This window comes from Pandoraea morbifera (assembly GCF_902459575.1).
In the GTDB taxonomy this organism is placed as follows: domain Bacteria; phylum Pseudomonadota; class Gammaproteobacteria; order Burkholderiales; family Burkholderiaceae; genus Pandoraea; species Pandoraea morbifera.
Genome location: NZ_CABPSD010000008.1, coordinates 158,458 through 180,786, shown reverse-complemented (window position 1 = coordinate 180,786; position 22,329 = coordinate 158,458). Strand labels below are relative to the sequence as shown.

Sequence of the window (22,329 nt, the reverse complement as noted above, 5' to 3'; positions counted from 1 at the left end):
CGTCAGTGCTGGCCGTTGAGTTTGGCGAAACGTGCCAGGACTTCGGTGCGCGAGGCGCTCGACGATTGCGCTCCCCCCTGGGGCAGCAGGCGCAGATCCTTGAACGAGGCGCGCTTGATGGCGATGTCCTCGCGCGCGGGAATCAGCCACGCTTCGGCCACCAGTTGCTGGCCCTCTTCCGAGAGCACGTAATCGATGAACTGGCGTGCCTCGGCCTGCCGCTTCGACGTGTTCAGGATCATCATGGGCCGCGGCGCGATCACGGTGCCGCTGGTCGGGAAGATCACCTTGATCGCCTCGCCGTTGGCCGCCGCCGCGTACGCGACGTAATCGACCGCGCCGAACACTGCCGCCTTCGCGCCCTGCAGCACCGGGTTGAGCGCCTGCGCGTTCGGGCCGGAGACGACCATGCCGTTCTGCTTGAGTTCGTCGAAGAGCTTCCACGCCTCGCTGCCCAGACGCGCCTGCAATCCGAGCAGCAGATCGGCCGACGCGCCCGAGAGGGCCGGGTCGGGCATGGTCACGCGGTCACGATAGGCGGGTCGGGTCAGGTCGCGCCAGTCGTGTGGCTCCGGGGTGCCGGACTTCGCATTCCAAACGATGCCAAGCGCCGAGAGCCCTTGCGCGACATAGTGCGACGTCTTGAACGGGGCGGACACGTGTGCGGCGTTGACGCTCTGGAACGGTGCGAGCCAGCCGCGCTTTTCGAGGTCCTGCGCGGTGTCCCACGACGCCGAGATCAGCACGTCGGCTCGCGGATTGGCCTGCTCGGCTTCGATGCGGGCCATGACCTTGCCGGTGGTGGCCTGAAACACATCGACCTTGATGCCGGTCTTTTTCTCGAAACCCGCGGCGAGCTTCTTGCTGAGATTGCCGGGGCCGGCGGTATAGACGGTCAATGCATGCGCATGTTGCACGCCGACGCTTGCAGCAAAGGCCATGGTGAGTGTCGCGATGATTTTGCGGTGGAGCATTATGGGCTACCTCGTAATACGTTTGTCAACGCGCCCGTGGGCGAGGATCACGATCTGATCGGCCAGCGCCTCGGCTTCGTCGCGGTCGTGCGTCACGTACACGGCCGTGGTGCCCAGGCGGGAGAGTAACGCGCCGATGTCCGCGCAAAGGCGCGCGCGCAGATCGCGGTCGAGGTTGGAAAGCGGTTCGTCGAAAAGCAGCAACCGCGGGGCCGAGACGATGGCGCGGGCCAGTGCCACACGCTGCTGCTGACCGCCCGAGAGCGCCTGGGGCCGACGCGCGCCCAAGCCCGCGAGCCCGACGAGCGAGAGCGCTTCCTCGACACGATGGTTCCGTTCGACGCGCCTCACGCCACGCATCTCGAGGGGGAACGCGACGTTGGCGGACACGCTCATGTGCGGCCACAGGGCGTAGTCCTGGAAGACCATGCCGAGCGAGCGCCGCTCGGGCGCATGGCACACATGCTCGCTCGCGACGACACGGTCGTCGAAGCGAATCTCGCCGCCGGTGGGCGCGAGCAGTCCGGCAAGCAGCCTGAGCAGCGTGCTCTTGCCGCAGCCCGAAGGCCCGAGCAGCGCGGTCGTGGTGCCGGCCGGGACCTCGAGATCGACGCCGTCGAGTACGCGCGTTGTACCGAAGCGCTGGTGCAGCGCGCGTATCGACACCGACACGCCGTGCGCCGACGGGGCGCGAGTGTCGCCTGTCATCAGAAGGTGTGCTTGATGCCGGCCATAGTGCCGAACTGATGCTTGCCGGCGACCACATTGCTGCCGAAACCGTTCAGGCCGAGATCGGAGCCGTTGCGGTTGACCACATAGCCGAGGTTCACGTAGGCGTCGGTGCGTTTCGAGAAGCGGTAGTCGGCGCTGACCTGGAACGACAGCGGGTCGCGGTTCGTGCCGTAGAAGTCCTGGTACATGGCCGTTGCGGACAGGTCGAGCGCGGGCATGGCATGCCACGTCGAACCCAGCCAGTAGTAGCTCGACGCTTCGACGGGACTCTTGTTCAGGGCCGACAGATGGATGGCCTTGGCGTTCAGGTAGCGGTAGCCCGCGAAGAGGTCGACACGTTGCAGCGCGTATTTCGCGGCGACGGCAATGCGACGGTCGACGTTGCCTTCGTAACCACCGACCTTCGCGGTCATGGCGGCGGTGGGTAACGTGGAGCCGCCGTTCTTCTGATCGTAAGCGATCACGAAGGACAGCGCGCCGCTGGCGTAGCGCACCCCGGCGTCGACGACCTGCGCGCGGCGGTTGTCGCCCGGCGTCGTGCTCGCGGCACCGAAGCTCACGTCGTCGTAGCCTTTCGAGTACTGGACCATGGCCTCCACGCCGCCGAACTTGCCGGTGTAGCGCAGGCTGTTGTCCAGCCGGTCGGAGAACGCCGTGTCCTGCATCTTGATCGCGTACACGGCGTTGTTGAGCGGGTTGAACTTGCTGACCCAGTCGAGGAACACGCCGCCCTGACGGCCGATGGTGAAAGCGCCCAACGACCGGTTCGACAAGCCGACATAGGCCAGACGGCCGAACTCGCGACCGCCTTGCAGCGATTGACCGTTGCCGAGGTTGAAGCCGTTCTCGAGCAGGAAAAACGCCTTGCTGCCGCCGCCGAGGTCTTCGGAGCCCTTGATGCCCCAGCGCGAACCGGCGAGGTTGCCCGAGGTGATGCGGGTGAGGTTGACGGTGCTGCCGGCGGGGTTCTTGTCGGCGTTGGTGAGGAATTCGACGCCCGAGTCGATCAGCCCGTAGAGCTGAACGTGAGACTGGGCCAGAGCGGGCAGGGGCAGGCCGCCGGCGAACGCCAGGCAGCACCCCACCGCCGCGATGCGGAAGTTGGGTTTCATGATGAGGGTCCTCTTTGGGATTAAATTGAGCCGCCAATGTAAGCGGCCAACATGTCGCTGACGTGACAATGTGTCGTCGTCCGAAGTGCGACGTGCTCTCCCTGCGCGAGGTGCGCGGCGTGCATGACGCGGCCGGCGTCGCCGGCCACCCCGGCCACCGCGACCAAAGCGGACCGTGTAACGAAAGCGGCCGGCGATGCGATCGCCGGCCGCGGGTGTTGCGTTCGCGGGGAAGGCCCGGGCAGGCGCCGTATCAGAGCGGCGCCGGTCCGGGTAGCGTGATGGTGAAGCGCGCACCGCCGAGCGGCGAGGTCTCGACACCGACCTTGCCCCCGTGCAACAAGGCGATGCGTCGCACGATCGCCAGCCCGAGGCCAAAGCCGCCGGTGGCGCGATTGCGGCTGCTGTCCAGGCGGTGGAACGGTTCGAAGATGCGCGCACGCTCAGGCTCGGGCACGCCTTCGCCATCATCGTCCACGTAAATCATGACGTCGCCGCCGTCGCAGGACTTCGCGCCGCAAACGATGCGCCGCGTGGTGTGTCGCATGGCGTTGTTGAGCAGGTTCTGCACGGCACGCGCGAGCAACTTGGGTTCGACTTCGACACAGTCCGCGCCGGGCTCGGCCGCGATATCGAGCGCAATCGAGCGGGCGGCGAGCACCTCGGTGCTATTTGCGGCCAGGCTGTCGAACATCAGGCGAAGCGACACGGCGTGACGCGCCGGAGGCGCCGTGATCTGGTCCAGGCGGGCGAGAGAGAGCAGTTCCGTGACGAGTTCGTCTAGCTCGCGAATATCGCCCTTGAGCGCGTTGATGCGCTCGTCGGCGTCGGGCTCGTGGCGGCGCTGTTGCAGGATCTCGAGTCCGAAGTCCAGTCGGGCGATGGGCGTGCGCAATTCGTGCGACACCGCATTGATCATGTCCTTTTGCGTCTTGATCGAACGTTCGATGCGATCGGCCATGGTGTTGAACACCCGCACGAGTGCCGTCAGGTTGGAAAAGCGCGAGACGCGGGCGCGCGCGGTGAAGTCGCCTTCGCCAAACAGGCTCGCCGCCCGGTTCAGGGCCTGCATGTCGTTCCAGTACCACCGCACCCACGTCAGCACGGCCGTGAGCGTGAGCAATGCGAGCACGGCGTAGGCCAGATAGTTGATGGTCCGCAGATTCCAGTCCGTGCTCGTGCCGCTTGCCGAGGTCAGCGCCCAGCCGGAAGTGCCCAGGCGCATGGCAAAGTGATCGCCGTCCGTTGCGGTCGCAACGACTTTGCCGGCCTCGAGATCCTGGCGGGCGTACTTGCGCGGCAGGTCGACGTCGGTGAGCGGCTTGAGCTCGAATTTGTCGTTGCCGTGGCTTTCCAGCTGCGCGATGAAGGCCGGCCATTGCGATTCCGGCAGGGCCTTGATCCGCTCATTGACGAGCCACGCGTACGCGCCCAACTGCTTTTGCGACGCCTGGTTGAGCACGTCATAGAAGATGTAGCCGAACGCATGGTTGATGATGAGGATGGTGGCGACCAGCGATATCGCGACGAGCGCATAGAGCTTCAATAGAATGCGAAACATGGCTCAGCTCTCCCACGCCGACGGACTGAACAGATAGCCGCGCCCCCAGACGGTCTTGATGCGCTGCGGCTCGCCATCGGTGTCCTCGAAGCGCTTGCGCAACCGGTAGATGCCGACGTCGACCGTACGGTCGATGCCGTCGAACTCGATGCCGCGCAATTGCTGGAGGATCTCGTCGCGGGTCACGACACGTCCGGCGCCGCGCGCCAGAATCAGCAACAGGCTGAACTCGTTTGACTTGAGCTCCACCGGAGCGCCGCGCCAGAACACCATGCGGTCGCGCGGCACGATGCGCAGCTGGCCGAAGGCGATGCCGTCGTCGGACCCGATCTCGGGTTCGGACGGTGGCACGACCCGGCGCAGCAGCGCACGCAGCCGGGCGAGCAGCAGGCGCGGCTCGACCGGCTTCACGACGTAGTCGTCGGCGCCCACTTCAAGCCCGGCGACCTGGTCGTACGTGTCTTCGCGGGCCGTGAGGATCAGGATCGGCGTGCTGCTCACGGCACGCAATTGCCGACAGATTTCCATGCCGTCCAAGCCCGGCAGCATCAGATCGAGCACCACGATGTCGGGTGAGAACGCACGGAAACGCTCGAGCGCGCGCGCGCCGTTGGACACGACCATCACCTCGAAGCGGTAGGCGTGCAGATATTCAGTGACGAGCGCGGCCAGGCGCGCATCGTCCTCGACCAGCAAGACACGGTACATGGCCGTATTCCTTTTCCTGTTTGTGCTGTGCCGCGAAGGGTCGGCGGCACTCCCGCGAGGCGCATTCTACTGCCCCGCCGCCCCGCCGGGCGGGCGTTTCAAACCTGCGAACAATTGAAAACACTTGTTCACAACTCTCCTAAATCGGGTAACAGCCACGGCAATGCATCGCGCCTAAGATGCGTGGCATTCGTTGGTCCCCCCACCGAAGACGAACGAAATCCCCCGAATTTTTGTAGGAGTCCCATGAAAAGCTGTAACGTTTGCCCGAACCGCCTCGCACGCGCCTCCCGACATCTGCCGCGCCTGACGGGCGCCGGCCTGTTGCTTTGCGTTATCGCGCCGCTCGCGGGTGCGGTCGAGCCAGCGCGCTACAGTGGCATTCAGCCCGATCCGAGTCTTCCCTCGCAAGCACCCGAGCGCGGTTACGAGTTCACGATCGGCGGCGGCGTCGGTGTGTCGCCTCGCTACATGGGTAGCGACGAATATCGTGCGACCCCGGCGCTGAATCTCGCGCTGCAAACGCCGTACGGCGTTTTCGTCGGCCTGCGCGGCGTGGGGTATCGGCTCTCCCTAGCGAAGGGCGTCTTCCTGTCGGCCGCGATGGCGTATGACGGCGGCCGCAAGGATCGCACCAGGGGGCTGGACTCGGGCTCGAACAAGCTGCGTGGCATGGGCGACATCAAAGGCTCGGTGTTCACCACGCTTCAAGCCGGCTATGCCATTGGTGACATTGCGGTCGTCAGTGTGGCGGCCGATATCCCGCTGTCCAATCGCGATCGCGGCAACGTCTATCGCTTCTCCGTGGACGGCGATGTGTACCGGTCGGCGGCAGACTCGATCGCCGTGGGCGCCGCCGCACACTTCGCGAGTGGCAAGTACGCGCAGACCTATTTCGGCGTGACGCCGACGCAGAGCCTGAATTCCGGCTATCGGCAGTACTCGGCCGGTGGCGGGCTGTACGGCATGAGTCTCACGGCGAGCTGGACGCACAAGTTCACCAGGCACTGGAGCACAACCGTGGCCGGCGGCGTGATGCGCTACACCGGCAATGCGTCGAAGAGCCCCATCGTATTCAACAAGACCAATTACCAGGCCGCCGCAACGCTGAACTACACGTTCTGAGCACGCGCCGCGTTCCTGACCCTCCAGTCTTTGTGAGGCCACAGCCATGCGAATTCTCGTTACCGGAAGCACCGGTTTCGTGGGCGGCGCCGTCGTCGCCCAGCTTCTGAAGGACGGGTTCGGCCCGTCATTGCTGCTGCTCGTGCGCGCGCGCACCGGCAGCGACGGACTCTCCAGGGTCCGTGCCGCGATGGATCGCTTCCGTGTGGCGCCGGTGCATCGGCTTGCCCTGACCGAAGCGAACATCGTGTGCGGCGACCTGGCGAATCCGGTGTCGTTCGATGACGACCCACGGATGCGCCGCGTCACTCACGTGATCCACGCAGGCGCGATCGCCAGCTTTTCGCCACACCCTAAGCTCGACGTCGTCAATGTGAACGGCACGCTGGCGCTGGCGCGTGCCGTCGCCGCGTCGCCGGTGCTCGAACGCTTCGTGCACGTGGGAACCGCCATGGCCTGCGGCGACGCACTTTCGGGGCTCGTGCGTGAATCGCACGATCTGCCGTGTGCCGACCGGCAGGTCGTGCCCTACACGGCCTCCAAGGCCGAAGCCGAGCGTCGCCTGCGACGCGAATGGCCGGGGCTGCCGCTGGTCGTGGCGCGTCCGTCGATCGTGGTGGGGCACACACGGCTGGGGTGCGAACCGTCGGGCAGCATCTTCTGGATGTTCCGGATGGTGCAGTTGCTGGGCGCGTTTACTTGCGATCTCGACGACCGGCTCGACGTGGTGCCGGTCGATTTCTGCGCCAACGCGCTGATCGACCTCGCGTTTCTGCCGCATCTGCGTCACGACCTTTATCACGTGTCGGCGGGCGAGCGCGGCGCGCGCACGATCCGTGAGATCGAGGCGGCGCTGGCCACGGCGCGAGGCGTCGCGCCGTTGGGCGAACGCTTCCGTCATGTCGGTGCGCACGAGATCGATCGCCTCGCGCCGCGGCTCGCGAGCGAGTTGGGGCAGGGCAACGGCCGCCTGATGGCCAAGGCGCTGCGCCGCTACGGATCGTTCGCCGCGCTCGACTATGTCTTCGACAATCGCCGCCTGCTCGCCGAGGGCACACCGGCGCCGCCGTCGGTCACGGACTACCTGGAGGTGTGCGTGCGCTCGTCGGAGGCGACCCCGGTTGCCGAGCAGATGGCGTGGGATTTCAAATGAGGCCGTAGGCGTCCGGCCTGACGCGCCGGTCCGGTGGGCGTTGCGACGAGTGGCGCGGGGCGTACGATGGGGTCGCTCCCGCGTGTCACCGCGAGGCCGCCGGATCGGTGCCGTCTCCCGCGAAGCATTGGGCGAGGAAGCGCTCGGTGGGGCGCGACAACGCGTCGGCGTGCGGCACGAGCGCGGTGAGCAGGCGCTTGAGCCCGTGCGGCGGGTCGATGCGCACCGACGCGAGCGCCGCGTCTTCGTGGCGCATCGACATCGCGGATACGAATCCCACGCCCATGCCCGCGCGTACGGCTTCCTTGATACTCTCCACGCCGGCCAGCTCGAGCGCGACGCGCGGCGTGAGCGCGGCCACGGAAAATGCCCTGGCCACCAGCGCCCGCACCCCGGACCCCGGTTCGCGCAGAATCAGCGGGTACTCGGCGATGCTTTGCAGCGACGCGCCCTCGGGATGCCGCGCCAGCGGATGATCGGCCCGTGCGATGGCGACGATCTCGTCGTCGCGCCATGGCCGTACCGCGATCTCCGCCGACAGGCCCGGCGGCACCGCGCCCTCGATGAACGCCACGTCAAGCCGGTCGAGCTGCGCCACGATCTCGCTCGTGTTGCCGTCGACGATGTGGAGTGCGACGGCCGGATAGCGTTGGTGAAATGCCGCAATGACGTACGGCAGCAGGTAGCTCGCGGGCGTGGTGCTCGCGCCGATGCGCAGCGCGCCGGTTTCCATGCCACGCAGGCTATCGCGCAGCGTGAGCGCCTGGCGGTAGTCCTGGCGAAGTTTGTTGGCGTACACCGCGACCTGCTCGCCCACGGCAGTGAGCCGGATTCCCCGTCCGTCACGCCGGTAAAGCGGCTCGCCGAACGACTCCTGCAACAGCCGCAACTGGCCCGACACCGCCGGTTGAGAGAGATGGAGCGCCTGAGCCGCATGGCTGATGTTGCCCAGTTCGGCCACGGTCGCAAAGGTCAGCAATTGGTCCGGCGTCATGGTAAATCCATCGAGAATGGTGATGATTGAGTGTCATCATAGCCACAATTTGGATGGATGATCAGGGGCGGCGTGCGGATCACGCCAGGGGAGCGGCGTGAATCAGTGCTTCGACCGCCTGCCAGTCTGGGGCGTGCGCACCCGTGCGCGTGCAGGCGAGCGCGGCGGCGGCCGCGGCACGGCGCAAATGGTGGGACAGCGCGGCGTCCGGTGCGCGGGCCAGGCTCGCGAGCCATGCACCGATGGCGGCGTCGCCCGCGCCTACGGTATCGGCCACGTCCACCCGGTAAGCGGGTTGGGCGATCGCCTCGCCCCCGGGCAGCAACAGGCGCATGCCGCGCTCACCGTCCGTGAGCAGTATTCGCGCTTGCGGGGCGATGTGCCTGACGTCGGCAAGGGCGTCCTCGTCGGTTCGACCGGGATAGAGTCCTCGCAGGTCTTCGACCGAAAGCTTGAGCCATGTGGCGAGCGCGGCCATTCGCGCAAACGTCGCACGATAGCCCGGCCCCATCAGGTTGCGAAGATTCGGATCGAAGCTGATCGTCACGCCGCGCGTGTGCAATGACGACGCGAGCGCCAGCAACGTGCCTGCCAGCGGCTCGCGCACGAGACTGATGCAGCCGAAGTGCGCCGTGCGTGCGGCGTCTTTCCAACCCGACGGCAGGCCCGCCGGATCGAAGGCCAGATCGGCCGCACCGTTGCCGAGAAAGAAGTAGTCGGGAGGATCGTGCCGATGCACCACGGCGACCAGCGGTGGGGCGTCGACCGGCTGGACGTAACGTGGGTCGAGCCCGGCGGCGCGCGTCAGTGCGAGCAGCTCGGTGCCGAACGGCGCGTGCGTGCTGATCGCGCCACCGTACCCCGTCGGCACCCCCATGGCGGCGCACACGCGCGCCACGTTCCAGCAGGCGCCGCCGGCGCGACTGACCCAGTGACGGGCGTCGCCATGCGGCTGACGAATGAGATCGGTGAGCGCTTCACCGAAGACGAGCAAAGCCGGGAGCGCGGCGGCAGAGGGCATGACGGGCACACGTCGGATGGGGAAGTCGCCAGCATATCCGTTTGCGACGCTCGGCACGCACTCACCAGCGAACGGGGGCGCCGATGTACCGGGCCGCTCGTCCGTCAGGTGCGCAGCAGGAGCGCGACGCCGGCGACAAACACGACGACGTTGACGACCCTCACGAACTGCTGGCGCGAGAGCCGCAGTGTAATGCGCTTGCCGAGCCACATTCCCGCGATCATGGCAGGCACGAGGGAAGCGGCCGTCGCGAGCATCGACACGTTGGCGTAGACGCCGGCAATCAGGAAAAGCATGGCGCGCACGAGGGTACTCATGCCGATGAGTGTCGATTGCGTGATGCGCATCGCCTCGACGCGCTCCAGACGGCTCGTGAGATAGATCGCGAACAGAAACCCGCCGCTGCCGAACATGGCGCCGAACAGACCGCCCAGCGCGCCGAACGGAATCGCCCACGCCTGCGAGAGTCGTGACTTCGCCTTGGGTCCGGCCAGGGAAAAGATGGCGTAGCCGCAGACGAACCATCCCAGCGCGCGCAACAGGATGTCCGGTTTCAACGTGAGCAGCAGCGCGCCCCCCACGAGGCTGCCGCCGATGATCGCCGGCACGAGGCGGCGCAGTTCGGCCATGTCGGCTGCGCGCGCATTGCGCATCACGTTGCCCGAGGCGGCGCCGAAGTCGAGCAGCGCGAGCATCGGCACGATCTGCGCCACCGGCATGGCATAGGCGAGTACAGGGCTGGCGACGAGTGCGGTGCCGAAGCCCGCGATGCCGAAGATGACGTACGCGATGACGAGTGCCGCGCTCATGAGCACCCAGTGCCCGGGGGAAGGAAGCGCGCCGAGCAGGGCGGCCATGACGGAATCGGGAAGGACATGGATCAGCGTGTCGTGCATGGCGAAGGGTGAGGGCTGGCGAGTTCGAATGGGGCGCATGCGTGCGCGGGATCGTCGCCAGCATAGGGCGGCGGGGCTGGGGCGCGCCAATATAGAATGTGGCGATGTTCGATCTCGAAACGGCATGGTCATGGTGTCGCTGCGGCAGTTGCGGTATTTCCTCGAAGTGGTCGATGCAGGCGGATTCAGCGCGGCCGCGGAGCGATTGTTCGTCGCGCAGTCGGCGCTCAGCCGACAGATCTCGGAGCTCGAGCGCGAGCTTCAGGCGGTCCTGCTCGAGCGCTCGTCGAAGGGCGTGACGCTCACGCCGGCGGGGCGCACGTTCGTGACCGAGGCGCGGCGCGTGCTCACCGACCTCGACGGTTCCGTCGCGCTCACGCGCAGCGTGGCGCGCGGCGAGCAGGGCACCGTGCGGCTCGCGCATTCCAGTTCGGTGCCCTTCACCGGCGCGCTGCCCGCCGCGCTTCATGCGCATTTGCAGGCCCATGCAGGGGTGAGCGTCGATGTCTCGACGCTGTCGTCCGAGCAGCAGCAGGACGAGATCGAAGCCGGGCGCGTCGATCTGGGGCTCGTACGGCTGCCGGTGCTGCGTCCCGCGCCGTCGATCGTGTGCGAGGTCGTTGCCCGGGAACGTCTGCAACTGCTCGTGCCGCCGCAGCATGCGCTCGCCGGGAAAACCTCGGTGAGCGTGGCGGCGCTGGCGGCCGAACCCTTCGTCTCCGTGCCGCACCGCGAGCGCGGCGGACTCAGCTATCGCGTGGCACAGCTGTGCCAGCAGCATGGCTTCTTCCCTCGGGCGGCTGCCGCCACGTCTCGCAAGGCGACGCTCGTGCATCTGGTGGCCGCCGGCTTCGGCGTGGCCATCGTGCCGGACAGCCTCGGTGCGCTTGCGGGTGCTCAAGTGCGCCGCGTGGCGCTCGATGACGAGGGCGCGGACAGCGAAGTCGCACTGCTGCATCGCCGCGATGCCGGCGCGCTCGTGCGCGCCGTGGGCGACGCGCTGCGCGCCGGCATCGGTGCGTCAATGGGACGCAGCGCTCAGTAAGTTTGCTCAGTAAGTCCGGCGTAAGCCGTGCATGAGAGGGTGCGCGGACAATGTCGAAAAGTGCCTGAGCGCGCAGGTGTGGCCGTTGTCCGGCACCAGGGCGAGCGGGCGCGCGGGGGGCACGCGAGGCCGGGAAAACGAGAGGAAACCCTCAAGTCGGCCGTTTTTTCTCCCGTTATACTTTTCGACACTCGGCGCAAGAAAGCGCCGGCGTGCGGCGCAGACGTCTATCCGGGGTGCCTGGCGGTTCTCGCCGTACCGGCGGCGCTCGCGCCCTCGTCATTACAAGCAGATCAGAGACGCGAGGAGACTGACGATGGGGCTATTCACGCGCACGAGGGGAGCCGCGCAGACCGTCAATATCATGAACGAGGTGGCCACCAACGCCGGTACGCTCGGCGTGGAACTCTGCGATATCGCGGGGAATGTCGACGAGATCTCGGTTCGCATCAAACGGCAAGCCGAAGTGTTCCAGGAATTGCGTCGCGCTGCCGCCGACACCAGCGAGGGGAACCAACGCATCGCCGCCGCCGCGCGAGAGGCTCGCGATGTCGCGGATCGCGCCAGTGCCGAGATCGCGGCGTCGCGTGACACCGCGCACGCGTCGCTGGCATCGATCCACGGTCTCGTGGAGGGCGTCTCGGGCATGGCGGACGAAATCGCCGGGCTGCGCGAAGCGCTCGATCACGTCGGGAAGGTGGCCGAAGGGATCTCGGTCATCGCCAGGCAAACCAATCTGCTGGCGCTCAATGCCGCCATCGAAGCGGCGCGCGCGGGATTGGCCGGCCGCAGCTTCGCGGTCGTGGCCACCGAGGTCAAGCTGCTCGCCAGCAAGACTGCCGAAGCGACGCAGCAAATCGAACACACGCTCGCCGCACTGGGCGAGCGCACCGAGCGGCTCATGCGCGAGAGCAACGCCAATGTCGCCCGCGCGAACGAGGCCCGAGAAGGCACGCGCGCCATCGCGAGCGTGATCGAGACGGCGGGCACGGCGCTCGACACGTTCGATCGTCAGGCGGGACAGATCGCACAGGTCAGCGAAGCCATCGAAACGGAGTGCACGACCCTGGCTTCCCATGTCGATGAAATGGCCGACGGCGTCTCGCATTCGGCCGAACACGTCGAGAGCGCGCGCGAGCGAATCAACGGCTTGCTGTCGGTCTCGGAGCACCTGATCGGACTCATTGCCGAAGCCGACGTCGAGACGGAAGACACGCCGTTCATCCGGGCCGTGCGTCGCGCCGCGCGGCAGGTCGGCGAGAGTTTCGAGGCCGCGCTGGCCAAGGGGCGGATCAGCGAGCAGGAGTTGTTCGACCGCAGCTACGAACCGATTCCCGGCTCCAATCCGCAGCAGTTGATGGCCCGTTTCACGCGCTTTACCGACGAGACGCTGCCTGCCATTCAGGAACCATTGCTCGCCCTGAACGAGCGTATTGCCTTTTGCGCGGCCGTCGACGAGAACGGCTACCTGCCAACGCACAACCGCAAGTTCTCGCAGACCCCGACCAACGATCCCGTGTGGAATGCCGCGCATTGCCGCAACCGACGGTTGTTCAACGACCGCACCGGCTCCGCGGCCGGTCGCAATACCAAGCCACTGCTGCTGCAGACGTATCGGCGCGATATGGGCGGCGGAGAGTTCGTGGTGATGAAGGACGCGTCGGCGCCGATCTACGTGAACGGCCGCCACTGGGGAGGTTTTCGTATCGCGTACCGCGTGGCACGCTAGGCGCCACTGCGTGCCGCGTTCGCCTCAATGGCAAAGCGCCACCGATCGCGAAATCGGTGGCGCTTTGCTTTTCGGCAACCGGCCGCCAGGCCGGTCATGGTTGGTCTCAGCGATGCCAGCGGCCGTGGCGCCAGTAGCCGTGGCCGTAGCCGTAGTAAGGGCGACCGTAATACACCGGCGGTGCACCGTAGTAGACCGGCGCGGGGGCCACATAGACGGGCGGAGGCGCCACATAGACCGGCGGAGGCGGCGCAACGTACACCGGGGCCGGAGCGTAGACCGGTGCCGGCGCGATCAGCGGCAAGCCGATGCCGATACCGACCGAGACGTGTGCCTGCGCCGTCCCGATCGCGCCCGCGGCGAGCGCGATCCCGGCGATGGCAAGGGCGGCAAACTTGGTTTTCATGACATTTCTCCTGCGGTCTTGGCAGCGTACTGTTGACGGCACCCGAGCGGCACCATGCCGTTCGACGCGCCCGGTGCCCGCCGGCACCCTGATTCGTCACATTTCCTGACTTCACTTTACTGAAGTTCCGAAATCCGGGGTGGGCACAATTGTTGCAAAGTATGCGCGCCGACCCTAGGCAAGGAACGTCCAGATGATGAAAAGCCGCTGCCAAACGTGTTGATTACGATGCTATTTTATTCATAATCAACGGTTTGCGCTCGTTTCGGTTGACGGCGGCGCTGGCGGAAGGGGGGACGGACACCCCCGAATACGCGACACTTGTTACATTCATTTACACCGATGACACCCCGGTGTGGCGCAAAAACAGCGGCGGATGCCGCTTTCGCAACATCCGCCGCCGACGACGAAGTGGGCCAATCGCGGCCTCACGCCGTCTCCTCCCTGCCAGACCGATACTAGCGCCCGCCCCCGGGGCAGGGCGCCGGATACGATTACTGATGAAAGCGTGCCTTGGCGTCGGCCACGCACGCGTCCTTGCTGTCGCCCGTCATGCTGTCGCAGCGTTCGACCGCCGCCTTGTACTGGGCCTTGTTCGCGTCGGCGTTGGCGTCCTGACGCGCCTCGACAGTGTCTTTCCTGGACGACTCGCGGCTCGTGCGCATGACCTTGGCGTCGCCATAAGCTTTTGTCTTCGCGGCTTCGGCATCCTTCACGCAAACGTCCTTGTCGTTGCCCTTCTTGTCGTCACAGCGAAGCTTGGCGACGCTGTAGTCGGCGTCGGCTTTGGTGATGGCGGCGTCGTAACGGGCCTTGGGGGTTTGCTTGTAGTCGGCTTTCGCGTTGGCCTTGGCCACCTTTTCATTGCCCTTGGCCGTGTCCACGCAGATCTTCTTCGCGTTGTCCTTGAGGTCGTCGCATCGCGCCGCTGCCGCCTTGTAATCGGCCTCGGCGGATTTCTCCGCGGCCTCGTAGCGATCCTTGGCGGCGGCGTCTGCCGCGTTGGCGGCCGCCGCGCCGAGCATGCCGGTAGCGAGGCAGGCGCAGGTCAGAACCTTCATGGCGAATCGATGTGACATCTCGTCCTCCTGTTAAGCGGATGTTTGGGCTTTGGGGGGCGATATAAGCCGAGGTCGTCGGACGGCGTCGACATCGTCGAAACCGCCCGGCGCTATCTCAAGCCGCAGGCGACTTACTTGTTGCGCTCCGCAGCACCCTGGATGGCCTCGCCGCCGCGTTCGACGTCCTTGCCGGCGCCCTGTATCGTGTTGCAGCCCGCGAGGCCCAGTGCAAAGCCCGAAAGCAGTGCGATGGCGATCAGTCGTTTCATTTTGATTTCTCCTTGAGGAAAGATGTCGTCTGTCGCGCGAGCGCGGCGCGATGGCAGCACGAAGAGGGGGAGGCCGCCTCCCGGCGGATGGGAGACCCGCCTCGCGGCGGGCTCGGACAGGCCCGGTTACCAGAGCTTGTGATGGTTGTTCCAGGTGTCGACTTCGCGTTCAGCGTCTTCCTTGGCCTTGCCGTAGCGCTCCTGAAGCACGCCCACGAACTTGTCGCGGTTGCCTTCGATCTTGAGCAGATCGTCGTCGGTCAGGTTGCCCCACTGCTTTTTCGCCTCGCCCTTGAGTTGATTCCACTTGCCCTTCATTTGATCCGAGTTCATGACAACTCCCTTTTGTCGGGTTGGAAAAGGTGCCACTGCACGGCGGGTGCCGTCGGTGGCAGTGATTCCATGTTAGGGAGTGCGAAATGTCGGCGCTGTCAGCCGCGACAGCGTCGCGGTGTAGGCGGAATCGGGTTGCGCTGTCAGCGTATTCCGACGCGGGAGGCGGATGTGCCAGGGTGCGGTGGCGTGTCCGTGGAGGTATCCGACGGCGTGTCGCCGGCGGGGGCGGTTGCCGCCGCGCTCGCAGAGGAAGTCGCCGGGGCCGCCGGCACGGCAGTGCTTTCCGTGACTTCCGTGGCGATTTCGGGGGCGTCCGCCGGATTGCATAGCGGGAGCACGACCTGGATTTCGGTGCCCATACGCTGCGGCAGCGAATGGATGTCGATTCGCCCCCCCTTGGCCGAAACACGTTGCCGCATGCCGAACAGTCCGTGCGTCTTGGGCTTGTTGAACTGGTCGCGCGTCAGGCCGATGCCGTTGTCGATGACTTCGAGTCGCAGGCGCTGATCGTCGTACGCGAGGGCCACACGCACTTGCGTGGCACGCGCATACTTGCCCGCGTTCGTGAGCGCCTCCTGCGCCACGCGGAACAGTACGATCGCGGTGGACTCGGGCAGCGCGAAATCCTCTTCCGGCAAATCGAGATCGAGCTGCCAGTGCTGCTGGTCGGCGGTCTCCTCGGCAAGCGAGCGCAATGCCGTGACGAGCCCGAAATTGATCAACACCGTCGGCCGCAGGTTCTCGATGATGCGGCGTTTGATCTGGATGCCGGCGTCGAGGTTGCGCTGGGCACGCGCCAGCTTTTCCGCGATCACGGGATCGGTGTTGCGCAATTTGTGATGTGCCCATGTCACATCCATCTTGCACGCGGTAAGGATGGCGCCGAGTTCGTCGTGCAGTTCGCGAGACAGCCGTGTCTTCTCGTCCTCGCTCACGTTTTGCAAGTGGGTCGCCAACTCGTCGAGCTGTTCGGTGCGCTCTCGCACGAGCCGATCCAGATGGGCTTGTTGCTCGTGCAGTTGATCGCGCGCGAGTTGCTCCTGCCGCATCTGCTTGCCCAATGAGCGGAACAACATCACGAACAGCAGGATGGTGAGCACGGAAAGCGCGCCCGCGCTCACTGCGGAAATCGCCTGATCGAATCGGCCGTCGCTTTGCGCCGTGCGCGCGCGCGCCACTTCCCGGTTGTAAAGATCGGTAATGCCGTTTTGCACCGGCTCCATGGTGCCTAGGCCGAGATTACTCGGGGAGAGGGCTTCTTCAAGGCTCATGGTGCCTTGCCTGACGCTGGCGCGCGCGGCTTCCATGGCGGCGATGCGCTGCGAGAAGAGCGTCATGACGCGCGCAAAGTCCTCGGTCGCCTGGGTGTCGCCCACGGCTTCGTAATGCGCGATGACGACCGCAGCCAGGTCGCGAATGCGCCGCACGGCAGTCAGGTAGGGGTCGAGGTAGACAGGATCGTTGGTGAGCAGGTAGCCCCGTTGACTCGAAACCACGGTCGATGTGCGCGCCATGATCTCATTGAGCTCGTTGGCCGCGATCATGCTCTGCAGTGCCGCCTCATACGTGGAAGCCAGTCGTCGGTGCGCGGACTCCAGTCCGACCAGACTGCCGACCGTGATCACGATCGCGGCGATCATGGCAATGATCCAGCTTCGGCGACGCAGCCAGGACGTGAACAATCGGGGCATGAGAGGGTGACCGGAGGTAAGACGCGGTTCGATCATACGGCGAAATACGCGACTTTTCCCAAATTGTCAGCCAATTCCTACGTAAAAACCAGCGCCGTCCCGGCAGTTTCGTCGGCGGCGTTTTCCTACCATACATCCAGCGCCCAGGAATTGGCTTGCGCTGCATCCGCCAGCGTCGCCAATTCCCGGGAGCGAGGAAACTCTCCGGGAAACGCTGCTTTGACCAAGGAGAACGCTATGTTGAAGTGGGCTTTGTTGTTCGCACTGATCTCGCTCGTGGCGGGCCTGCTGGGCTTCACGGGAATTGCTGCCGGCGCCGCCGGGATCGCGAAGATATTGTTCGTGTTGTTCCTGGTGCTGTTCGTGATCTTCCTGTTGCTTGGCCTGACCATCGCCAAGAAGATCGTCGACTAGAGCGGTGCGTTGCGGCGGCGCGCTTGCGCCGCGGCGACGCCGTGCAGCGGTGCCGGCACGTCCGGCGTGTCGAGCGCGAGCCGCTCACTTGATAGGAGGTTGCGATGCTTCACTACGCCGTCGTATTTTTCGTGATCGCATTGATCGCCGCGGTTTTCGGCTTTACCGGCATTGCCGCGGGCGCTGCCGAGATCGCCAAGATCCTGTTCTTCATCTTCCTGGTGATTTTCCTGGTCACGCTGCTTTTCGGCGTGGTTCGACGATGAGCCGCGCCTGACCCCGGCATGATCCGGACCTGAGCCGGCCCTGAGCCGGACCCGTCCCTGACGAGCGCCCGGCCTTTGTCGGGCCGCTCCCCCCAAAACACTGACAGGAGGAATCGCTCATGCATACCGCCAAGCACGCCAAGCAGCAGACCGCAACGTCTGGCACACACGCGATGAAAGGCAACGGACACAGCGAGCACGCGGGCGAAGACTTCGAGATCGACGTACGCGCGCTGCGCGAGCGGGCGCGTGAGCATCTCGACGAAGGTGCCGTCACGGAGGACTACCGTGCGGATCGCGACGCGGTCGTGCACATGCTCAACGACGCACTCGCCACGGAGCTGGTTTGCGTACTGCGCTACAAGCGCCACCACTTCATGGCCACGGGCATCCACGCCGAGCCGGTGGCGGCCGAGTTCGCGGAACACGCGGCGCAGGAGCAGGATCATGCGGATCGCATCGCGGCGCGTATCGTGCAACTCGGCGGCGAGCCGGACTTCTCTCCCGACAGCCTCTCCGCGCGAAGCCACGCGGAGTATGTGCCTGCCGCCAACCTGCGCGACATGATCCGCGAAAATCTGGTGGCGGAACGCATTGCGATTGAGAGTTATCGCGAGATGATTCATTATTTGGGCGACCGGGATACCACGACGCGTCGCATGCTCGAGGAGATCCTGGCGGTCGAGGAGGAGCATGCCGACGATATGCGTGACCTGCTCGAGCGCGAGTGACGGTGAGTAGCGGCCATGGCAAGCGCGTCGAGACCACGCAAGCGCTGCCATCCGGCCGATGGGGATAGTTTCTGGAGCTTAGATGTCGCTGACAACAATAAAAATCCTGATTGCCGACGACCACGCGATCGTACGCACTGGCTTCAAGCAGTTCATTGCCGACGAGGCGGACATGGAAGTGCTGGGCGAGGCGGCGAGTGGCGACGAAGTGATCCGTGCCGTTCGCGATACCGCGTTCGATGTCGTGCTGCTGGATATCGCCATGCCTGACAAGAACGGAATCGACACCCTGCGCGTGATCAAGCAGTTGCGTCCCGAGCAGGGCGTGCTGTTCCTTTCCACGTATCCGGAAGCGCAGTACGCGGTCAACCTGCTGCGCGCCGGCGCCAACGGCTATCTGATGAAGGATGCGGCGCCCGAGGAAATCATTCGGGCGATCCGCACGGTGGCGCGCGGCCATCGCTATGTCAGCGAGGTAACCGCCGACCTGCTCGCGCAAAAGCTCGATCAGCCGGTCGACGAGCCGATGCACGAACAGCTCTCGGAGCGCGAATTCCAGGTGTTCTGCAAGCTCGCACAAGGACGTACCCCAACGGAAATCGCCGATGAATTGCACCTGTCGGTCAAGACCGTCAGCACGTATCGCGCGCGCGTGCTGGAAAAGATGCGTTTGAAAACCAACGCCGATCTGACGCTATATGCGCTGAAGAACGGCTTGATCAGTTAAGAGAGAGGCTGTCATGTCAACCGGGAACGCGGCAACGCATACGGGGTCCCGCTTGCCCCTCAAGGTCCTGTTGATCGAGGACTCTGCCGTCATTCGCGAGAGCCTGTCGGAGGCGCTCGGCTCGACCGGCATGCTTCAGGTGACGGGCGTGGCGGAAACCGCGGACGATGCGGTGCGCACACTCCAGGAAGACTCGTTCGATGCGGTCATCGTCGATATTCAGTTGCGGCGGGGCTCCGGCATGGACGTGCTTTCCTACCTGCACCATGCGGGACTGCTCTCGCAGCTCATGGCCATCGTGTTGACGAACTACGCGCTCGCCACCTATCGCAAGCGGTGCCAGCAACTGGGCGTGAAATACTTCTTCGACAAATCGCTCGAGTTCGATCGCGTGATCGAAGTGCTCGACGAGTTCGCCACCAGCCGCCAGGCCTGAGCGCACCCGCATACCCCACCGGGACCTTTGCCCCGTCGTCCCCGTCGGCTATGTCGTCTATGACGTCTATGACGTCCCGTTGCCTCGCCACCCCCGTCATTCCCGGAATGTGGGAATGAAACGCCCGATTAGCGAAATCACCTCATCTTTTCTCGTTTGAGAGGGCAGGCCGGCTGCCTTGGGCGCGTTTCGTGCTGCAATGCGATACGCCGATGGCGCCACTCGCTCTCCGGGCGCAACTTAAGCGGAATTTCCGTATAAAGAGATCAAGTTTTATTATTTTCAACTATTTAGGTGCATGGGCTAGAATGTCGCCTTCACGCTAAATACCGAGTCTCGGCGGCGCACTGCGGGCAGTTTCCGGCAGTGGGGCTGCTATTTTTTTGCATGATCGAACTCCAGAACATTACCCAGCGATTTGCTGGGCCCAAGGGGCCGATCGACGCGCTTTCCAACATCAGCCTGTCGATCGAGCGTGGCGAAGTCTTCGGCATCATCGGCCGAAGCGGCGCCGGCAAGAGCACGCTCGTGCGTGTGATCAACCTGCTCAACCGTCCGAGCGACGGCACCGTGCGCGTCGACGGGCAGGATCTCACGTCGATGGCAGCCGACGATCTGCGCCAGGCGCGCCGTCGCATCGGCATGATCTTCCAGCATTTCAATCTCCTGAGCTCGCGTACCGTCTACGAAAACGTGGCGCTGCCGTTGGAACTCGCGGGCATGCCGAGCGCCGACATTCGCGCCAAGGTGCTGCCGTTGCTCGAATTGGTCGGGCTGACGGCACAAAAGGATCGTTACCCGTCCCAGATTTCAGGCGGCCAGAAGCAGCGGGTGGGTATTGCCCGAGCGCTCGCGAGCGAGCCGCAGGTACTGCTCTCGGACGAGGCGACGTCCGCGCTCGATCCCGAGACCACGCGCTCGATTCTCGATCTGCTCAAGCGCATCAATCGCGAACTGGGGCTGACCGTCGTGCTGATCACGCACCAGATGGAAGTCATCAAGCAGGTTTGCGATCGCGTTGCCGTACTCGACGCCGGTCGCGTGGTCGAGCAGGGTCGAGTGATCGATGTATTCCTGCGTCCGCGCCACGAAGTCACGCGTGCGCTCATCGGCGACGTGATCTCGCAGGAACTGCCTGCCGGCGTTCGTGAGCGTGTCGCCTCGCGCATCGGCAACGGTCACGATCATCTCTATCGTCTGGCCTTCTCGGGCGCGGGGGTGGACCAGCCGCTGTTGTCCGAGGCGATTCGACGCTACGAGCTCGATTTCAATATCCTGCACGGCCAGATCGACGAGATCCAGGGGCAGGCCTTCGGATCGCTCGCCGTGCTGGCGGGCGGTTCCCCGGCCCGCGTGGCCGAAGCCATGGCGTTCCTCGCCAGTCAGGGCGTTGTCGTCGAGGAGCTCAGCCATGTGGAGTGAAATGTTCGATCTGTTCGTCTCGTCGTTCTGGGAGACGCTCGTCATGGTGGGCATCTCGGGCGTCATCGGTGCTGTCGTGGGCGTGCCGCTGGGCGTGCTGCTCTATCTGACGGACCGCAATGGCGTGTTGCAGAACCTGCCGGTCAATCGCATCGTCGGTATCCTCGTCAACGCCGTGCGCTCGACACCGTTCATTATTCTGCTGGTCGCCGTGATCCCGTTCACGCGGCTGATCGTCGGCTCGTCGATCGGCACGATGGCCGCCGTCGTGCCGCTCACGATCGCCGCCGCTCCCTTCGTGGCGCGCCTGGTCGAAACGGCGCTGCGCGAAGTGGATCGCGGGCTGATCGAAGCGGCCCAGTCGATGGGCGCCACGACCGGCCAGATCGTCATGAAGGTGCTGCTGCCCGAGGCGCTGCCCGGCATCGTGGCGGGCCTGACGATCACGTTCGTGAGCCTGGTGGGCTATTCGGCGATGGCCGGCGCCATCGGCGGCGGCGGTTTGGGCGATCTGGGCATTCGCTATGGCTATCAGCGCTTCCTGCCGGAGGTCATGATCACGGTGGTGCTGATCCTGATCGTGTTCGTGCAACTGGTACAGACGTTCGGCGACTGGCTGGTGCGGCGTCTGAGTCACAAGTAATTTTCCGATAACGATATCGCCGGCGTTTGCGTCCGGCATTTCTCACACACGCGAGGTTTTCCATGCAACGTCGTACGCTCTTCAAGCTGCTGGCCGGTGTCGGTGCCGCCACGGTTCTTGCCACGCAATTCGCCGCGCCCGCCGCAGCGGCCGATGCCGTCAATCTGAAGGTGGGTGTCACGGGCGGCCCGCACGCGCAGATCTTCGACGAAGTGAAGAAGGTCGCCGCCAAGGACGGCCTGAACATCAAGGTCATCGAGTTCAGCGACTACGTGCAGCCGAACGCGGCGCTCGCGTCGGGCGATCTCGACGTGAACAGCTATCAGCACCAGCCGTATCTCGATGCGCAGGTGAAGGACCGCGGCTACAAGCTCGAGTCGATCGCCAAGACCGTGATCTTCCCGATGGGCATTTACTCGAAGAAGCTCAAGTCGCTCGCGGATCTGAAGACCGGCGACAAGGTCTCGCTGCCCAACGATCCGACCAATGGCGGCCGTGCCTTGCTGCTGCTGCAAAAGCAGGGCCTGCTCAAGCTGCGCGCCGACGCGGGCCTTAAGGCCACGCCGCTGGACGTGGTCGAGAACCCGAAGAAGCTGAAGTTCGTGGAGCTGGACGCCGCGCAGCTGCCGCGCTCGCTCGACGACGTGGCCGTGGCGGTCATCAATACCAACTTCGCGATGGAAGCCGGCCTGAATCCGAAGCGCGACTCGCTCGCGATCGAGGACGCAAACGGCCCCTACGCCAACGTGCTCGTCATCCGCTCGGCCGACAAGAACAAGCCGTGGGTGGCCAAGCTGATCAAGGCCTACCACTCGCCGGAAGTGAAGGCCTTCATCGAGAAGAAATTCGGCGGCTCGGTGGTCACGGCCTGGTAAAT

General features: G+C 65.1%; 25 protein-coding genes. 12 read left to right on the top strand and 13 right to left on the bottom strand.

Features of this window, described 5'->3' with window-relative positions; translation table 11 throughout:
- Window positions 1–2 precede the first annotated feature (2 nt).
- The 5 genes from PMO31116_RS14980 to PMO31116_RS14960 all read right to left on the bottom strand — a co-directional run bounded on the left by PMO31116_RS14980 (window position 3) and on the right by PMO31116_RS14960 (window position 5,087).
- Window positions 3–974 carry an ABC transporter substrate-binding protein gene (locus PMO31116_RS14980; protein ID WP_150567411.1) on the bottom strand — a complete coding sequence of 324 codons (972 nt, stop codon included), beginning with the start codon at window positions 972–974 and terminating at the stop codon, window positions 3–5.
- A gap of 6 nt (window positions 975–980) precedes the next feature.
- Entirely contained in the window at window positions 981–1,682 is a 702-nt protein-coding gene (locus tag PMO31116_RS14975; protein WP_150567410.1) for an ABC transporter ATP-binding protein, read from the bottom strand.
- On the bottom strand, window positions 1,682–2,818 hold the full coding sequence (locus PMO31116_RS14970; protein WP_150567409.1) for a porin: 1,137 nt from the start codon (window positions 2,816–2,818) through the stop codon (window positions 1,682–1,684). Before PMO31116_RS14970 ends, PMO31116_RS14975 begins: the two co-directional genes overlap by 1 nt.
- A gap of 253 nt (window positions 2,819–3,071) precedes the next feature.
- Entirely contained in the window at window positions 3,072–4,379 is a 1,308-nt protein-coding gene (locus tag PMO31116_RS14965) for an ATP-binding protein (protein ID WP_150567408.1), read from the bottom strand.
- Between the two features lie 3 nt (window positions 4,380–4,382).
- Window positions 4,383–5,087 carry a response regulator gene (locus tag PMO31116_RS14960; protein ID WP_150567407.1) on the bottom strand — a complete coding sequence of 235 codons (705 nt, stop codon included), beginning with the start codon at window positions 5,085–5,087 and terminating at the stop codon, window positions 4,383–4,385.
- Between the two features lie 246 nt (window positions 5,088–5,333).
- Between PMO31116_RS14960 and PMO31116_RS14955 the strand changes: the two genes are divergently transcribed.
- Together PMO31116_RS14955 and PMO31116_RS14950 are read left to right on the top strand one after the other, a co-directional pair.
- Window positions 5,334–6,212, top strand: a complete 879-nt coding sequence (locus tag PMO31116_RS14955) for a MipA/OmpV family protein (RefSeq protein ID WP_150567406.1) — start codon at window positions 5,334–5,336, stop codon at window positions 6,210–6,212.
- A 46-nt stretch (window positions 6,213–6,258) separates the two neighbouring features.
- On the top strand, window positions 6,259–7,365 hold the full coding sequence (locus PMO31116_RS14950) for an SDR family oxidoreductase (protein ID WP_150567405.1): 1,107 nt from the start codon (window positions 6,259–6,261) through the stop codon (window positions 7,363–7,365).
- Window positions 7,366–7,450: 85 nt separating this feature from the next.
- On the opposite strand, the gene PMO31116_RS14945 is transcribed toward PMO31116_RS14950, so the two are convergent.
- From PMO31116_RS14945 to PMO31116_RS14935, 3 genes are all read right to left on the bottom strand, one after another.
- Entirely contained in the window at window positions 7,451–8,359 is a 909-nt protein-coding gene (locus PMO31116_RS14945; protein WP_150567404.1) for a LysR family transcriptional regulator, read from the bottom strand.
- A 79-nt stretch (window positions 8,360–8,438) separates the two neighbouring features.
- Window positions 8,439–9,380: a carbohydrate kinase family protein gene (locus PMO31116_RS14940; RefSeq protein ID WP_150567403.1), complete on the bottom strand. Its 942-nt coding sequence runs from the start codon at window positions 9,378–9,380 to the stop codon at window positions 8,439–8,441.
- A gap of 104 nt (window positions 9,381–9,484) precedes the next feature.
- Window positions 9,485–10,315 carry a sulfite exporter TauE/SafE family protein gene (locus tag PMO31116_RS14935; RefSeq protein ID WP_246185305.1) on the bottom strand — a complete coding sequence of 277 codons (831 nt, stop codon included), beginning with the start codon at window positions 10,313–10,315 and terminating at the stop codon, window positions 9,485–9,487.
- A gap of 85 nt (window positions 10,316–10,400) precedes the next feature.
- Between PMO31116_RS14935 and PMO31116_RS14930 the strand changes: the two genes are divergently transcribed.
- Together PMO31116_RS14930 and PMO31116_RS14925 are read left to right on the top strand one after the other, a co-directional pair.
- The gene (locus tag PMO31116_RS14930; RefSeq protein ID WP_246185304.1) at window positions 10,401–11,321 is read left to right on the top strand and encodes a LysR family transcriptional regulator; all 921 of its coding nucleotides are present in this window, start codon (window positions 10,401–10,403) and stop codon (window positions 11,319–11,321) included.
- Window positions 11,322–11,637: 316 nt separating this feature from the next.
- Window positions 11,638–13,050, top strand: coding sequence for a methyl-accepting chemotaxis protein (locus PMO31116_RS14925; RefSeq protein WP_150567402.1), 1,413 nt, complete (start codon window positions 11,638–11,640; stop codon window positions 13,048–13,050).
- Between the two features lie 106 nt (window positions 13,051–13,156).
- On the opposite strand, the gene PMO31116_RS14920 is transcribed toward PMO31116_RS14925, so the two are convergent.
- The 5 genes from PMO31116_RS14920 to PMO31116_RS14900 all read right to left on the bottom strand — a co-directional run bounded on the left by PMO31116_RS14920 (window position 13,157) and on the right by PMO31116_RS14900 (window position 16,813).
- A complete protein-coding gene (locus PMO31116_RS14920) occupies window positions 13,157–13,456 on the bottom strand; it encodes a hypothetical protein (RefSeq protein ID WP_246185303.1) in 300 nt (99 codons plus the stop codon).
- A gap of 494 nt (window positions 13,457–13,950) precedes the next feature.
- Window positions 13,951–14,535, bottom strand: coding sequence for a hypothetical protein (locus PMO31116_RS23750; protein WP_174971359.1), 585 nt, complete (start codon window positions 14,533–14,535; stop codon window positions 13,951–13,953).
- Window positions 14,536–14,648: 113 nt separating this feature from the next.
- Window positions 14,649–14,786, bottom strand: coding sequence for an entericidin A/B family lipoprotein (locus PMO31116_RS14910; protein WP_150567400.1), 138 nt, complete (start codon window positions 14,784–14,786; stop codon window positions 14,649–14,651).
- A 126-nt stretch (window positions 14,787–14,912) separates the two neighbouring features.
- Window positions 14,913–15,119, bottom strand: coding sequence for a CsbD family protein (locus PMO31116_RS14905; protein ID WP_150567399.1), 207 nt, complete (start codon window positions 15,117–15,119; stop codon window positions 14,913–14,915).
- A 143-nt stretch (window positions 15,120–15,262) separates the two neighbouring features.
- Complete coding sequence (locus tag PMO31116_RS14900) at window positions 15,263–16,813, bottom strand: sensor histidine kinase (protein ID WP_174971356.1); 1,551 nt, start codon at window positions 16,811–16,813, stop codon at window positions 15,263–15,265.
- A gap of 237 nt (window positions 16,814–17,050) precedes the next feature.
- Here PMO31116_RS14900 and PMO31116_RS14895 point away from each other — a divergent pair, with 237 nt between their 5' ends.
- From PMO31116_RS14895 to PMO31116_RS14860, 8 genes are all read left to right on the top strand, one after another.
- Window positions 17,051–17,227: a DUF1328 family protein gene (locus tag PMO31116_RS14895; protein WP_023597267.1), complete on the top strand. Its 177-nt coding sequence runs from the start codon at window positions 17,051–17,053 to the stop codon at window positions 17,225–17,227.
- A gap of 104 nt (window positions 17,228–17,331) precedes the next feature.
- Window positions 17,332–17,493, top strand: coding sequence for a DUF1328 domain-containing protein (locus tag PMO31116_RS14890; protein ID WP_039374862.1), 162 nt, complete (start codon window positions 17,332–17,334; stop codon window positions 17,491–17,493).
- 173 nt (window positions 17,494–17,666) lie between these two features.
- Entirely contained in the window at window positions 17,667–18,224 is a 558-nt protein-coding gene (locus tag PMO31116_RS14885; RefSeq protein ID WP_150567468.1) for a ferritin-like domain-containing protein, read from the top strand.
- 82 nt (window positions 18,225–18,306) lie between these two features.
- Window positions 18,307–18,951 (top strand): response regulator, encoded by a 645-nt coding sequence (locus PMO31116_RS14880; protein ID WP_150567397.1) that lies wholly within the window; start codon window positions 18,307–18,309, stop codon window positions 18,949–18,951.
- Window positions 18,952–18,964: 13 nt separating this feature from the next.
- Window positions 18,965–19,387: a response regulator gene (locus PMO31116_RS14875; RefSeq protein WP_150567396.1), complete on the top strand. Its 423-nt coding sequence runs from the start codon at window positions 18,965–18,967 to the stop codon at window positions 19,385–19,387.
- Window positions 19,388–19,774: 387 nt separating this feature from the next.
- On the top strand, window positions 19,775–20,809 hold the full coding sequence (locus PMO31116_RS14870) for a methionine ABC transporter ATP-binding protein (protein WP_150567395.1): 1,035 nt from the start codon (window positions 19,775–19,777) through the stop codon (window positions 20,807–20,809).
- Entirely contained in the window at window positions 20,799–21,452 is a 654-nt protein-coding gene (locus PMO31116_RS14865; RefSeq protein WP_150567394.1) for a methionine ABC transporter permease, read from the top strand. The genes PMO31116_RS14870 and PMO31116_RS14865 overlap by 11 nt, the downstream gene beginning before the upstream one ends.
- 62 nt (window positions 21,453–21,514) lie before the next feature.
- Window positions 21,515–22,327, top strand: coding sequence for a MetQ/NlpA family ABC transporter substrate-binding protein (locus tag PMO31116_RS14860; RefSeq protein WP_150567393.1), 813 nt, complete (start codon window positions 21,515–21,517; stop codon window positions 22,325–22,327).
- The last annotated feature ends 2 nt before the right edge of the window (window positions 22,328–22,329 follow it).